The organism is Acinetobacter sp. 24-47-67 (assembly GCF_056779735.1).
Genome location: NZ_JBWYIK010000011.1, coordinates 68,121 through 81,967 on the forward strand (window position 1 = coordinate 68,121; position 13,847 = coordinate 81,967).

At 41.1% G+C, this 13,847-nt stretch carries 13 protein-coding genes; 3 read left to right on the top strand and 10 right to left on the bottom strand.

From position 1 onward, the window contains the following. Nucleotides 1–10: 10 nt before the first annotated feature. On the top strand, nt 11–2,056 hold the full coding sequence (gene recG, locus AC1M9K_RS12525) for an ATP-dependent DNA helicase RecG (protein WP_481589439.1): 2,046 nt from the start codon (nt 11–13) through the stop codon (nt 2,054–2,056). 67 nt (nt 2,057–2,123) lie between these two features. Continuing rightward, nucleotides 2,124–2,756: a ComF family protein gene (locus AC1M9K_RS12530; RefSeq protein ID WP_481589440.1), complete on the top strand. Its 633-nt coding sequence runs from the start codon at nt 2,124–2,126 to the stop codon at nt 2,754–2,756. Nucleotides 2,757–2,773: 17 nt separating this feature from the next. Here the strand turns inward: AC1M9K_RS12530 and AC1M9K_RS12535 are convergent, their stop codons facing one another. Both AC1M9K_RS12535 and AC1M9K_RS12540 read right to left on the bottom strand, forming a co-directional pair. Continuing rightward, nucleotides 2,774–3,175 carry an NUDIX hydrolase gene (locus tag AC1M9K_RS12535; RefSeq protein WP_481589441.1) on the bottom strand — a complete coding sequence of 134 codons (402 nt, stop codon included), beginning with the start codon at nt 3,173–3,175 and terminating at the stop codon, nt 2,774–2,776. Continuing rightward, nucleotides 3,172–3,771 (bottom strand): LOG family protein, encoded by a 600-nt coding sequence (locus AC1M9K_RS12540; protein ID WP_481589442.1) that lies wholly within the window; start codon nt 3,769–3,771, stop codon nt 3,172–3,174. The genes AC1M9K_RS12535 and AC1M9K_RS12540 overlap by 4 nt, the downstream gene beginning before the upstream one ends. 155 nt (nt 3,772–3,926) lie before the next feature. Here AC1M9K_RS12540 and AC1M9K_RS12545 point away from each other — a divergent pair, with 155 nt between their 5' ends. Then, nucleotides 3,927–4,940 (top strand): CorA family divalent cation transporter, encoded by a 1,014-nt coding sequence (locus AC1M9K_RS12545; protein WP_481589443.1) that lies wholly within the window; start codon nt 3,927–3,929, stop codon nt 4,938–4,940. A 110-nt stretch (nt 4,941–5,050) separates the two neighbouring features. On the opposite strand, the gene AC1M9K_RS12550 is transcribed toward AC1M9K_RS12545, so the two are convergent. The 8 genes from AC1M9K_RS12550 to dxs all read right to left on the bottom strand — a co-directional run bounded on the left by AC1M9K_RS12550 (nt 5,051) and on the right by dxs (nt 13,747). Beyond that, a complete protein-coding gene (locus AC1M9K_RS12550) occupies nt 5,051–5,311 on the bottom strand; it encodes an STAS domain-containing protein (RefSeq protein WP_481589461.1) in 261 nt (86 codons plus the stop codon). Nucleotides 5,312–5,350: 39 nt separating this feature from the next. Next, nucleotides 5,351–5,983, bottom strand: coding sequence for an MlaC/ttg2D family ABC transporter substrate-binding protein (locus AC1M9K_RS12555; protein ID WP_035265038.1), 633 nt, complete (start codon nt 5,981–5,983; stop codon nt 5,351–5,353). 19 nt (nt 5,984–6,002) lie between these two features. Beyond that, nucleotides 6,003–6,683 carry an outer membrane lipid asymmetry maintenance protein MlaD gene (gene mlaD, locus AC1M9K_RS12560; RefSeq protein WP_180028249.1) on the bottom strand — a complete coding sequence of 227 codons (681 nt, stop codon included), beginning with the start codon at nt 6,681–6,683 and terminating at the stop codon, nt 6,003–6,005. After that, nucleotides 6,683–7,462 (bottom strand): lipid asymmetry maintenance ABC transporter permease subunit MlaE, encoded by a 780-nt coding sequence (gene mlaE / locus AC1M9K_RS12565; protein WP_035265034.1) that lies wholly within the window; start codon nt 7,460–7,462, stop codon nt 6,683–6,685. The genes mlaD and mlaE overlap by 1 nt, the downstream gene beginning before the upstream one ends. Further along, the gene (locus AC1M9K_RS12570; protein WP_035265033.1) at nt 7,459–8,277 is read right to left on the bottom strand and encodes an ABC transporter ATP-binding protein; all 819 of its coding nucleotides are present in this window, start codon (nt 8,275–8,277) and stop codon (nt 7,459–7,461) included. Before AC1M9K_RS12570 ends, mlaE begins: the two co-directional genes overlap by 4 nt. Nucleotides 8,278–8,700: 423 nt before the next feature. After that, entirely contained in the window at nt 8,701–10,485 is a 1,785-nt protein-coding gene (locus AC1M9K_RS12575) for a DEAD/DEAH box helicase (RefSeq protein WP_481589462.1), read from the bottom strand. A gap of 408 nt (nt 10,486–10,893) precedes the next feature. After that, nucleotides 10,894–11,724, bottom strand: a complete 831-nt coding sequence (locus AC1M9K_RS12580; protein ID WP_092768116.1) for an inositol monophosphatase family protein — start codon at nt 11,722–11,724, stop codon at nt 10,894–10,896. Between the two features lie 118 nt (nt 11,725–11,842). Beyond that, complete coding sequence (gene dxs, locus AC1M9K_RS12585) at nt 11,843–13,747, bottom strand: 1-deoxy-D-xylulose-5-phosphate synthase (protein ID WP_481589444.1); 1,905 nt, start codon at nt 13,745–13,747, stop codon at nt 11,843–11,845. Nucleotides 13,748–13,847 lie beyond the last annotated feature (100 nt).

Consider the following 13,847-nt stretch of genomic DNA (forward strand, 5'->3'; position numbering starts at 1 on the left):
TTGAGGGGACATGACTGCAGTCCATCAGTTGCAAGGTGTAGGAAACGCCGCTGCCGCTTTACTCGAAAAATTAAATATCTGGAATACGGATGATCTTTTGTTTCATCTGCCTCGAGATTATGAAGATCGCAGTACTATTGTGCCCATGAATCAACTTCAAGTAGGTCGAAGCTATTTACTTGAAGGCACTGTCGCATCAATGGATATGCCGCCTGGTAAACGCAAATCCATGGCAATATTAATACAAGATGATTTTGGAAAAGTCACCTTACGTTTTTATCATATTTATAAAGCATTGATGGATCGCGCAAAGCCTGGAAATCGTTTAAGAGTGTTTGGTGAAGTCCGAGTAGGCGCTCGTGGCCTAGAAATGTATCACCCAGAAATTCAATTGATTACTGAACATACACCACTTCCAAAAACGCAGCTAACCGCAATTTACCCATCAACGGAAGGACTCACTCAACCTAAACTGCGCGAATATATTAAACAAGCTTTAGCACAACATGCCCATGATTTACCAGAACTGATTCCTGCAAAATTTACCAATGGGTATGCTTTAAAAGAAGCACTAGAATATATTCATCACCCTCCCACCGATGCCAATATGTTGCAACTGGCTGGAGGGCAGCATCCTGCGCAGCAACGTCTCATCTTTGAAGAATTAGTCAGTCATCAAATTAGTTTGTTGACTCGTCGTGCATACATTCAACAGATCTCCGCACCTGCATTTTCAGCCAGTCGAACATTTGCCAAACAACTTCTCTCCACACTTCCCTTTGAAATGACGAATGCTCAAAAACGTGTTTCAAATGAAATTGTGAAAGATCTTAAACAAAACAAACCGATGCTCAGACTGGTGCAAGGTGATGTAGGCGCAGGCAAAACCTTAGTAGCAGGCATTGCGGCATGTCATCCACTCGAAGAGGGATGGCAAGTTGCCCTTATGGCACCGACTGAAATCCTCGCAGAACAACATTATTTAAATTTTAAAAAATGGTTCGAACCACTCGGCATCCAAGTTTCTTGGTTATCAGGCAAACAAAAAGGGAAAGCACGCGCTGCTGCAGAACAGCAGATTAGAGAAGGTTCTGCCCAATTGGTCGTCGGTACTCATGCACTATTTCAGGATAACGTCCAGTTTCGTAAATTGGGTCTTGTCATCATTGATGAACAGCATCGGTTTGGAGTTGACCAGCGTCTAGCATTACGAAATAAAGGGGCACAGGATACGACACCACATCAGTTAGTAATGACCGCCACGCCTATCCCACGTACATTAGCAATGTCAGCGTACGGCGATTTAGATACTTCTGTGATTGATGAGTTACCCCCAGGGCGTACCCCAATCCAAACAGTCACTATTCCACTCGATCGTCGTGAAGAGGTCCTGCAGCGTATTGCGACAAACTGCGCTGAAGGTAAGCAGGCTTATTGGGTCTGTACATTAGTGGAACAATCAGAGACGTTAGATGCCCAAGCTGCTGAAGCGACTTATCAGGAGATTAAAGAATGCTTTCCGCACCTCAATATTGGTTTGGTTCATGGCAAAATGAAAGCTGATGAAAAACAAGCCGTCATGCAACAGTTCAAAGACAATCAATTACAACTACTGATCGCAACAACTGTGATCGAAGTTGGAGTGGATGTACCAAATGCATCCATCATGGTCATTGAAAATGCGGAGCGACTGGGTCTATCTCAACTACATCAATTAAGGGGGCGTGTGGGTCGAGGTGCTAAAGCAAGTTTTTGCGCATTATTGTATAAAAGTCCTTTATCGCAGAATGGACAAGAGCGTTTACGCATTATGCGTGAAACCAATGATGGCTTTTTAATAGCAGAAAAAGATTTGGAAATCCGTGGCCCAGGCGAACTGTTAGGAACGAAACAAACTGGAGACATGGGTTTTCGCGTGGCTAAATTGGAACGTGATGACCATCTGTTAACTCAAGCGCACTATGTCGCGACTCAAATTTTAAAAGATTACCCACATCAAGCGGATGCTCTTCTTAAACGATGGTTACCAGAAGCACCTAGATATGCGTATGTTTAATATGTTCCTTAATCAACGAGCTCAGTTATAATCATAGGTACTCACAATAAAAATAACTTGAGCCATGATGCTGAGCCCTATTCATAACCTCTATCACACATTATTATCACGACGCGCTTGCCAATTATGTGGATTCTCCTCAACTCAAACCCACAGACTATGTGATGACTGTTGGACAATGCTCCCATGGAAAAGCCCTTCACTCATTCATCGACATGAAAGAAATATTTATGCTTGTTTCGACTATAGCTTTCCTATAGATCGCATTATTCACTTATTCAAATATGAACAACAACTTCATTATCAAACTTTTCTAGCACACACATTGCTAGAACTTAAACTGAAACGTTTTCAAGCGATTGTACCTATGCCTATTTCAAACGAGCGCTTGAAAGAGCGTGGTTATAATCAAATGATGGTCATCGGAAAAGTTCTTTCCAAAAAACTGCAAATACCCATTTGGCAGCCAATTGAACGTTCAGCACAACACTCACAGAAAGGCTTAACACGTGTAGAAAGAATCGAGGATATTCAATCTCAATTCAAACCTATACGTTCAGAAAAAGGAAAGTTTAGAAATATCCTGATTATTGACGATGTCGTGACCACAGGGAGTTCAGTCAATGCGTTGGCCAATGCACTAGAAAAACTCGGCTGTCAGAACATTCAGATCGCATGCATTGCAGCCGCAGAATATTGACACAGTCACTTTAAGCTTTAATCGGCATTAAAATGCTGCCTACACCAAGGAATCACGATTTCTCGGGTTAACGGTGCTAAAGGCGTAGCATCATCATCTAAATCGATCCATTTCATTTCAGCAATTTCTGCATGAATGTGAGGCTCTTGTTTAAGCTGAACTCGATAGAGATAACTAATCAACTGATGATCCGCTTCATTTGCAGCTTTGGTTTCAAAACGACCTATATATTGATCTATTACTGCCTCAGCGCCAATTTCTTCTTTAATTTCTCGCAGAATCGTGTCCTCAGAAGGCTCATTCTCCTCTAACTTCCCACCAACCTGCATGAAAAACTGGGTATTCTTTTTTCGAACCAACAACAACTGCTGATCCTCATTGGAAATAATCGCTGCTGCGACAGTAATGATTTTGCTCATGTATCTAGTTTCACCAAATCTTCTCGATCTTGGACACCCCATTTCGGTAGTGGTGCCTGATAAGACTCGAATTTTGACACAATATCCTCGATTGAAGTTGAATTGATTAATGCATTGGTAAAACGAGCTCGAGTAAACTCTTGATCTGTCGTATGTTGAATGAATTTTAATAAACCATCATAAAACCCGTTGATGTTTAAAAATGCGCAGGGTTTAAGATGAATACCGAGTTGCGCCCATGTCCATTGTTCAAAAATTTCTTCAATTGTTCCTGCACCACCCGGTAAGGCAATAAAACCATCCGACAAATCTGCCATCAGCGTTTTACGCTCATGCATACTGGTAACAACGTGAAGTTCAGTCAAATTTGGATGTGCTAATTCACGATCCACCAATCCTTGTGGAATCACGCCAATGACCTTTCCACCAGCCTCTAATGCACTATCCGCAACAATACCCATTAATCCTGAACGACCGCCACCATACACCAAGGTCTTGCCTTGTTGCGCTAAATATTTCCCTGTTTTCTTTGCTGCATCAGCATAAACAGGATCGGAACCTAATGTTGAACCACAAAATATTGCAATAGAATTCATTTAAAATTAGCCTTAAGTTTTTATAACAACAATTAAAATGATATGTTCTGTGTTTTTTAACCCAATTAATGATGGAATTGGTTTTTTTTCATGGCATCCTTGTCTAAAATACACCCATCGTTCACACACAAACTGCGCAAGGGAGAAAAGATAAAATGCTTGAAGCCTTTTATGCCACAGAGCGCGGTAGTCTAGAAGATGCAACGATCAATGGTGGGTTTGATTTACACCCTGAATTGGTTTGGATCGATTTAATTGCACCCTCTCAAGATGAGCAAGAATGGGTTTTAGATACCTATAAACAAAATCTTCCAACACTAAAATCATTAGAAGATATTTCTTCATCTGCACGATTCTACCGTGATGATGATGGCATTTTACATATCAGTACGTATTTTTTAACGAAAAATAAAAACTACCAAGTCGATGGTGACCCTGAAGAGTCATCCAATATGCTAGGAACGGTTCAAACCGTTGCATTTATTTTACATAAAGATCGACTATTTACTTTACGTGGTGAAAAGCTCGTTGCTTTCCGTGCCTTTCGAGCACGTGCTCGCCGTAATGATTACGACATTGACTATAAAGATCCGACTTGGATACTTTTGGGTTTACTCGAAGCTAAACTCGATGAGCTTGCGGATATCTTAGAAGATATCCACAAGGATCTAGAACTCTACTCTACAGAAGTATTGAATGTTCGCCACCGTGAGCAAATTCTTGATCTCGATGATATGATTACCCGTCTTGCTCAAAAAGAAGATATGTTGGGTAAAGCGCAACTCTGTTTAATTGACTTACGCCGCGTTCTGACCTTCTTAGCAAGACCCCGTGCCTTAGGCAGTCATATTTATGATGCTGATATTCGAGAACTCAGTGAGGATGTTCGCTCATTAGTAGAACATGATGCATTCTTGTTCCAGAAGGTTCGATTCCTATTGGATACCACTTCGGGTTTCATTAATACTGAACAGAATGATACGATTCGTCGATTCTCGATTTTACCTAGCATGCTTGCTCCCCCGATGTTGGTGGCCAGTATTTATGGTATGAACACTGATGTACTGCCCTTTGCTCAAGGAACGACGAGCTTTGTTGTTGTCAGTTTGATTATCCTAGTGTTCTTATTTGGACCACTGATTTATTTTAGATGGAAAAAATGGATTTGAGTACGCTTTGATGTCGCGTTTTTTAAACAACGTATGAAGTACCTTCTGTTGAGTAAATTACTATTTTAAAGCGATAAAAAAGCACACTAAGGTGCTTTTTTATTTTTCAATCAAATCAATTTTAAATCATTTTCTAAATGGCAAGATTGAATGATTTTCATCATTTTTTCTGGCACAGATTTAAAATGTAAACTCGATGTTCCAGGTGCTTGACGCAATAAACGCACTAAAACAGCTAGCGCCAGAGTACTACCATGTTCAAGACCTGATAAATTTACAGTAAGTGGAAACTGCTTTGCCTGCTGAATCAACATTAAACCTTGTTGATAATACTGTTCAGCATTGTCGAAGCTAATTTTTCCAGAAACCATAATTTCTTGATCTTTGAGTGAAATCACAATTGTTCTCTGTTATTTTTTCTCAACTGCAGCTTCAGCATCAGGCTTGAAGTTTGCAATTGCTTTATTGATATCGCCACCATTACGCTTCACAGTAGCAGCAAACTGATTACGGAATTGCAAACCTAAGTCAATTCCAGAAACGTTGATATTGCGAATCTTCCACTGATCACCTTTATCAGCCAATTGGAACGATACAGGGATCTTCTCACCCTTGTTAATAAAATCAATCGTTACAACAGGGTTTTTAGTGTTAGATGCTTTATACGGACGAATTGTATATGTCTGATTAGAAAACTTAGAGAAAGCACTGCCATAGTTTTCAATCAATGTTTCACGGAAGTTCTTCTCAAACTGTGCGCGTTGAGCAGCATTACTATATTGATTCGTCGCATAAGTTCCCATCACGATACGAGTAAATGATTGCGAATCAATATATGGATCTAAATTTTGACGAACAATTGCGCGTACCGCAGCAGGGTTATTTTGTAACTTAGCTTGGTCTGCTTTTAAACGTGAAATTAAGCCATCAGCTACTTTTTTGATAAATGCAGGAGGAGTCTCCGTAGGTGCAGCAAATGCTGTACTCGCAATCATCGTCGATAAAACGCTAACAGTCAGTGTTTGCTTTACGAACGTATTCATTTATTTTTCCTCTATTTAATCATTCAACAAAAGAAGCAGTTTCATCTGTGAATTCTACAGTTTCTGCATCTGATGAACCATTTGAATCTTTTTTCGCAGCTGAATCACCAGCACCACCAGTCACAAATTTAGACACTAAGTCTTCAATTTCCATTGTGCTTTGTGTGTTGCCAATTTGATCACCACGTTTTAAATAATTTAAACCACCACCTGGAACAATTTTGAGATACTTCTCGCCCAGTAAGCCATTTGTCGCTACCATAATGTAAGCATCTTCATCAATATTGGTGATGGAGTTCATGTTAGCGATCAGTTGCTTTTCCATTTCTTTTTGTTGCGATGGCGTAGCAGCTTCATAGTCACTGCTATAACGCAACTCTTCTAAAGCACCTTCTTGCACAGTTTTAAGTTGTTCATCATTGAAAGATGTCAGCTCACCATCTAAATTAATTTTCACTGTTGCAAGACGTGTTAACGGATCTAATGTGATTGACTCAACTTCACCTACTTTTACTCCGCTTAGTGCAACTTTAGCACGTGGTTTAATACCATTCACGTTATCAAAAGTTGCCGTCATGCTATAACTATCTTTTAAATTTGTCCCAGCTAAGCCACTTACTTTCATTGCCAAGAAAAATAATGCACAACCAAATAGAATCACGAATATTCCAACTGCGAGCTCACTCGTACGTGATTTCATTACACACCTCCAAACATGACCGCAGTCAAAACAAAATCAAATCCTAAAACACATAGTGATGAATACACTACCGTTCTTGTTGTTGCTGTCGCAATGCCTTCTGATGTAGGCTCGCATGAATACCCCTGATATACGGCAATCCACGTACAGATTAAAGCAAATACAAAGCTTTTGATGATCGTGCCATTAAAGACATCTTTATAAAATTGAACGGCACTTTCCATACCACTCCAATACGAACCTTCATCAGCACCTAAAAAATCCACACCGACCATTTTTCCGCCCATGATCCCCACAGCAGCAAAAATTACGGCAAGCATAGGCAAACTAAATATACCCGCCCATAAACGTGGTGAAATAATGCGTTTAAGTGGATCAACACCGATCATTTCCATACTAGACAATTGCTCAGTCGCTTTCATCAAACCAATTTCGGCGGTTAAAGCAGATCCTGCACGCCCCGCAAAAAGAAGGGCTGCAACCACTGGCGCAAGTTCACGCAACAAGGTCAACGAAACTGCTGCTCCAAGCATCGCTTCACTGCCGAAAGTGACCAAAATGCTATACATCTGTAAACCCAAGACTGCACCTATAAACAGCCCTGACACCACAATGATAAGCAATGATAATACGCCAACACGATACATTTGATAGATAAAGAGTTTGACTCCAATCCAAGTCGGCATCGAAAATAAAATTTGAACTAGCATAATGGCTGCAACGCCAATACCTTGAACACGTTCTATAACGCGTCTACCTAGTGAGGCTATCGCATTCATGTACGCACCTCATCACTTAAATATGCTTGATGACTAAATTGATAATCCACAGGACCTTCGACCGAACCTGTTAAGAATTGACGGACGAAAGGCGAACTATGATTCTTTAACTGATCAGGTGTGCCCTCGCCTTGTACTTTACCTTCCGCAACCACATAAATGTAATCTGCGATCGATAATGTTTCAGCAACATCGTGAGACACGATAATGGTCGTTAGGTCTAACGCTTCTCGTAAAGAACGAATCAATCGGGTTAAAACCCCCATTACGATGGGATCCTGACCAGCAAATGGTTCATCGTACATAATCAAATCTGGATCTAGTGCAATTGCACGAGCTAACGCCACACGGCGATTCATCCCCCCTGAAAGCTCAGAAGGCATCATTTGCTCAGCGCCACGTAATCCTACAGATTCGAGTTTTAAAGCGACCAGTTCTGCAATCAAATGTTCAGGCAATTGAGTATGGGCGCGGATAGGGAAAGCTACATTTTCATAGACAGTCATATCAGTGAAAAGCGCACCACTCTGAAAGAGCATCCCCATACGAGCACGTGCTTTAAACAATTCCTGACGACTCATTTGGCTAATATTTTTACCATCCAACAAGACCTCGCCTGCATCAGGTACAAGTTGCCCCCCAATGAGTCTAAGAAGCGTGGTTTTCCCCGTCCCTGAAGGCCCCATAATGGCAGTAATTTGACCCTTACGAATCTTTAAATTGACTTGGTCGTAAATAACACGATCACCACGATTAAAGCTTAAATTTTTTACTTCGATCAACGCTTGCTCATCGATTTGTATTTGATTATTCATAGCTGAGCGTGTTCCTACAATTTTTCAGCTTGCATACTATACTCTGAAATAACTGAATTTAAATGTTATTTATAAAATACAAGGTTAAGCGGACATTGTAGCATTATTGATCATTTTTATTAATTTTGCTTATAGAAAGATGTGTTTTATTTATGAAACAATGATTTGAAATTATTCTTTTTTATAAATTTATAATGTGATACTAAAAAAGTAATAGGCAAGATTAAGTAATACCAATAAAAAGAACACGTACATCATGATTGCACCAACATTCATTTGCTTCGTCTCAATCATTATAATCTTATTATTCATATTTTACATTTACCATAAATAATGTGAAATTATTCACTTTTATTCTAACAGATTTTTTGATATGAGCAATAAAAAAACCAGCCCGAAGGCTGGTTTATTTAGCTATACCGATTAGTCGTTAAATTTACGACGTGGGCGATCGCTATTGAATTCACGCTTTGGGCGGTCATCACCAAATGTACGTTTTGGACGATCAAAACCACCTTCTCGACGTGCTGGACGGTCACCGAAATCACGTTTTGGACGGTCACCAAAACTGTTTTCACGAGGTTTATAATCTACACGGTTACCACGATTGTCATCGTTAGAACGAGGGCGATCACCGAAATCACGCTTTGGACGATCATCAAATGAACGTTGCGGACGGTCACCGAAATCGCGACGTGGACGATCTTCGCCATTAAACTCACGACGTGGACGGTCATTGTTAAACTCGCGACGTGGACGATCTTCACCATTGAATTCACGACGTGGACGATCGTTGTTGAACTCGCGACGCGGACGATCTTCGCCATTAAACTCACGACGTGGACGGTCGTTGTTGAACTCGCGACGTGGACGATCTTCACCAAACGAACGGCGTTCGCCATCACGGTTACCTTCGCGACGTTTGAAGTTTGATTCACCTTCAAAACGACGACCACCACCGAAACCACCACGGCCACGGCCTTCACCACCACGGCCACGACCGCGACCAGCGCCATCACGACTACCGCGTGCTGGAGGTGGAGATGGCTCAAGACCTTCAATTTCAGAAACTTCTAGACGTGCATCTAAGTAGTCTTCTAAAGCACGAATTTTACCACGTTCACGGTAAGTCGCTAATGTGATTGCTTTACCAGTACGACCTGCACGACCTGTACGACCAATACGGTGTACATAATCTTCGTTCTTCATTGGAAGACCAAAGTTAATCACGTGTGAAATTGTTGGTACATCTAGACCACGTGCTGCAACATCAGTTGCAACTAAAATTTTTGCGCGACCTTCACGGATGCTGCGCAAACGACGGTTACGTACAGTCTGTGGCATTGCACCATGAAGTGCTACAACTGAAAGACCAGCTTCAGACAGTTCTTCTGCAAGCATATCTGTATCTTCTTGCGTAGAAGCAAATACAACAGCTTGATCAAGATCTTCTTCATTCAACCAATGTGTTAAAAGCTTTTTCTTGTGCTCAAAACCATCAGTCCAATGTAGAGTCTGAGTGATGTCAGTATTCGTCGTGTGACCAGTTTCAATCGCAATACGTTCTGGCTCATTCATCATACGTTCTGCCAACGTAATAATACGTGGTGCGAACGTCGCAGAGAACATTAATGTTTGATCACGGTTACCCGCTAAATCACTGATCGCCTCTAAATCTTCAGAGAAACCAAGATCAAGCATACGGTCTGCTTCATCTACGATTAATGATTTAACTTTGTCCAATTTGATTTGACGACGGTTTACAAGATCAAGTAAACGACCTGGAGTCGCCACAACAACTTGTGCACCTTTTAATTGTTGGATTTGTTTACCAAAAGGCATACCACCCATAATCGCAGCAATACGAACACCTTTCATGTGACGTACAAATGCAATCGCATCTTGGCTGACCTGTTGAGCCAATTCACGTGTTGGGCAAAGTACTAAAATTGTAGGTGCAGTTACAGCACGCATACGCTCTTTGAAAGAAAGCAACGTATCTTCACTACCCGCTAAAGCGTGAAGTGTAGGTAATAAGAATGCAGCAGTTTTACCAGAACCTGTTTGGCTTGATACTAAAAGATCTTTACCATCTAAAGCAGCAGGAATTGATTGTTCCTGAACAGGAGTAGGCGATGTAAAGCCTAATGCTTGTAATGCTTGTTGAAGTGATTCGTGTAGTGGAAAATCAGCAAAAGTTTTGCTCATAGAGTTTTTCACCCGAAAATTGGGTGCTCCATTAAATAAAGTCTGATGGACATCGGCAAAAAGCGGTACAGCAATAATCGCTGAAAATATAGAATCAGCGGCGATCCGAGAACGACGATGCGTATAACGCACACATGATTACAGCCTGAACCTGAAGGAATCGCTTTTAGCGATTGGGTGGGGCGCGAAATAATGTCCTCTCTTTGGACCGGACGCGCATACACAATATAGAAGAGAAATGTTCAGGTAATGAACGAAATTTAGTGCGTGCGCGGAGTATAACAGATTTTTTTATAATGTCATTAAGTTTAATTGCTTTTTGATGCGTTCAAGTACAAATATTCAAATTTATCATGTTTTGGAGATAAAAAAGCTCCCTATTAGGGAGCTTTCATAAATTTGATCTGCTTATTTAGCAGCAGCACCCCAAGCTGGGACAACTGCTTGCATCAATGGTTTCAATAATTTCATAGAACAAGCCAAGACTTGACCATTTTCCATTGAATTTGAACCACCGCGCGCATCAACTACTGTACCACCAGCTTCTTTAACGATTAGCTCACCCGCTGCGATATCCCATGGTTTCAAACCAAGTTCGAAATAACCATCGTAACGACCAGCAGCAACATAAGCTAAGTCGAGTGCTGCTGAACCTAAACGGCGGAATTGAGCACCTTGCTCAGTTACTGCCAACAAAGAATCGAAGTGATTTTTTGCATAAGAAACTACTTCGCCATCGCGTTTAGCACGATATGCATGACCAACAGCCAAGAACGTACGATCTAAACTATCTTTTACATTCACACGAATACGACGTTGGTTCATCATTGCACCGCGACCGCGACTCGCAGAGAACAATTCATCTTTGATTGGGTCATACACAACACCGTGTTGAGTCACGCCTTTGTGTTGAACTGCAATAGAAATACAGAAGTGTGGGACACCATTAATGAAGTTTAAAGTACCATCTAAAGGATCGATCACCCAACACCAATCAGCATCGTGACCTTTACCTTCTTGCATACCAAACTCTTCACCAAGGAAGCTGTGATTTTTATAGCTTTTGCGCAAGATATCGATCGTCAATTCTTCAACATAGCGATCAACGCGAGTCACAGGACCTTCGATACCTTTTTCTTCAACTTGCAGATCAAGTTTATGACGATTCTGATGCGCTTTTAAAAGCTCTTGACCAACTGTTTGAGCCGCACGCGCAGCCATCACCACCATAGGTTCCATTGAACACCCACTACAAATTTGAAGATACTGATAAAGAATAATGCATAAAAGCGCCGACATTTTATCAAATATCGGCGCTTTTAGGTAAAAAATGTTTCTAAAATTTTATGACTTGTATTTAAACCACCTGTACAAGCTTTAACCAAGCTTGTTGAATTGAAGATTGGATACCTTCTGCATCCAATCCACAATCTTTAAGCATCTCACCATGACTGGCTTGTGCTAAGAATTGATCAGGTAAGCCTATGTTCAAAACTGGCTTGAGAATGTGTTCAGCCATTATAAATTCATTCACAGCACTTCCAGCACCACCCATGACTGCATGCTCTTCAACCGTTACAAAAAGTTGGGTTTGATCTGCATATTGTCGAATGATTTGACCATCTAGGGGTTTAACAAAACGCATATTCAAAACGCGTACTGCAACATCCAATTGATCAACTAAAAGCTGAGCAGCATTTTCTGCAACACTCACGCGGCTACCGAAAGCTAAAATAGTAATCACTTCTTCGGCTTTTACATTCAGCTCCAAAGTTAACTCAGCTTTACCAATTTCAAGCGCTGTCAGTTCTTTTTGAATTTCAACACCTAAACCATTTCCGCGTGGATAACGTACTGCAGCAGGACCCGGGTGCAAATAAGCGGTATGTAGCATTTGACGGCATTCATTTTCATCTTTTGGTGCCATAATCACGATATTCGGAACTGTACGCATAAATGCGTAATCATATGCACCAGCATGAGTTGGTCCATCCTCACCTACTAAACCTGCACGATCGATACCAAATGTGACATCAAGGTTTTGTAATGCCACATCATGAATGAGCTGATCATAACCACGCTGTAAGAAGGTTGAATAAATTGCCACTACTGGTTTTAAACCTTCACATGCCATACCAGCAGCTAAGGTCACTGCATGTTGTTCTGCAATTGCCACATCAAAGTAACGATCAGGATATTGTTTGGCGAATTGCACCATACCTGAACCTTCACACATGGCAGGTGTAATGGCTAACAACTTATCATCCAACTGGGCTTCATCACACAACCATTGCCCAAAAACATCAGAATATTTGGGTGCTTTTGTTGAAGCTGATGCAGCATTTAATTTAGCAATTGCGTGATATTTTATTTGATCTGCTTCAGCAGGTGCGAAGCCCTTACCTTTCTTGGTATAGATATGAATTAAGCGCGGCCCCTTACGTTTTTTTAAGGCACTAAATACATTAACAAGTTCATCGACATTATGACCATCGAATGGACCAAAATAGTCAAATCCAATCGCTTTAAATAAGTTATCTGCAGCCTCTGTAGCAGCACAATGTAAGCGTGAAGTGTAGTCCCACTCAGGATAATCCCGAATAAATGGATTGCCCTGCTCATCAATGTGTACAGATTGCCCTTTTTCCCAAATCGCAGCCAAATGTTTTGCAAAACCACCCGTGCTACATGAAATCGACATATCATTATCGTTCAGTACCACCATGAGATCAGCATTATGTGCAACAGCATCATTCATGGCTTCGAATGCCATCCCTGCTGTCATTGCACCATCACCGATAATTGCAACCACTTCACAAGGATCTTTTTGATAACGACGAGCTAAAGCCATTCCCAAACCCGCTGAAATAGCAGTTGATGAGTGACCCACACCAAAAGTATCAAACTCAGACTCTTCACGAGCGGGGAACGCCGCTAAGCCATTTTTTGCACGAATTGTTGTTAGTTGCTCACGACGTCCAGTCAAAGCTTTATGTGGATATGCTTGATGACCCACATCCCAAATAAGACGATCATGTGGTGTATTGAAACAATAATGCAAAGCAACAGTTAATTCGATTACACCTAGATTGGCACCGAAATGCCCACCACTTTGTCCAGCAGCATACAAAATAAATTGACGTAGCTCGTCCGACACTTGACTCAATTGTTCTTTGGCTAGTTGACGCAATTGCATTGGATGATCAATCGCATCCAACAAAGGCGTAACAGGACGTTGACTAGGTATTTCGGTATACAACATATGTGGCAATGCCTTCTAAAGCCTGGCAAATCCTAAGCTAGGTAAATGGGTTAGCTCGATTCTTCTTATTGATCGAGAAATCGAAAAAAAACACCTTAAA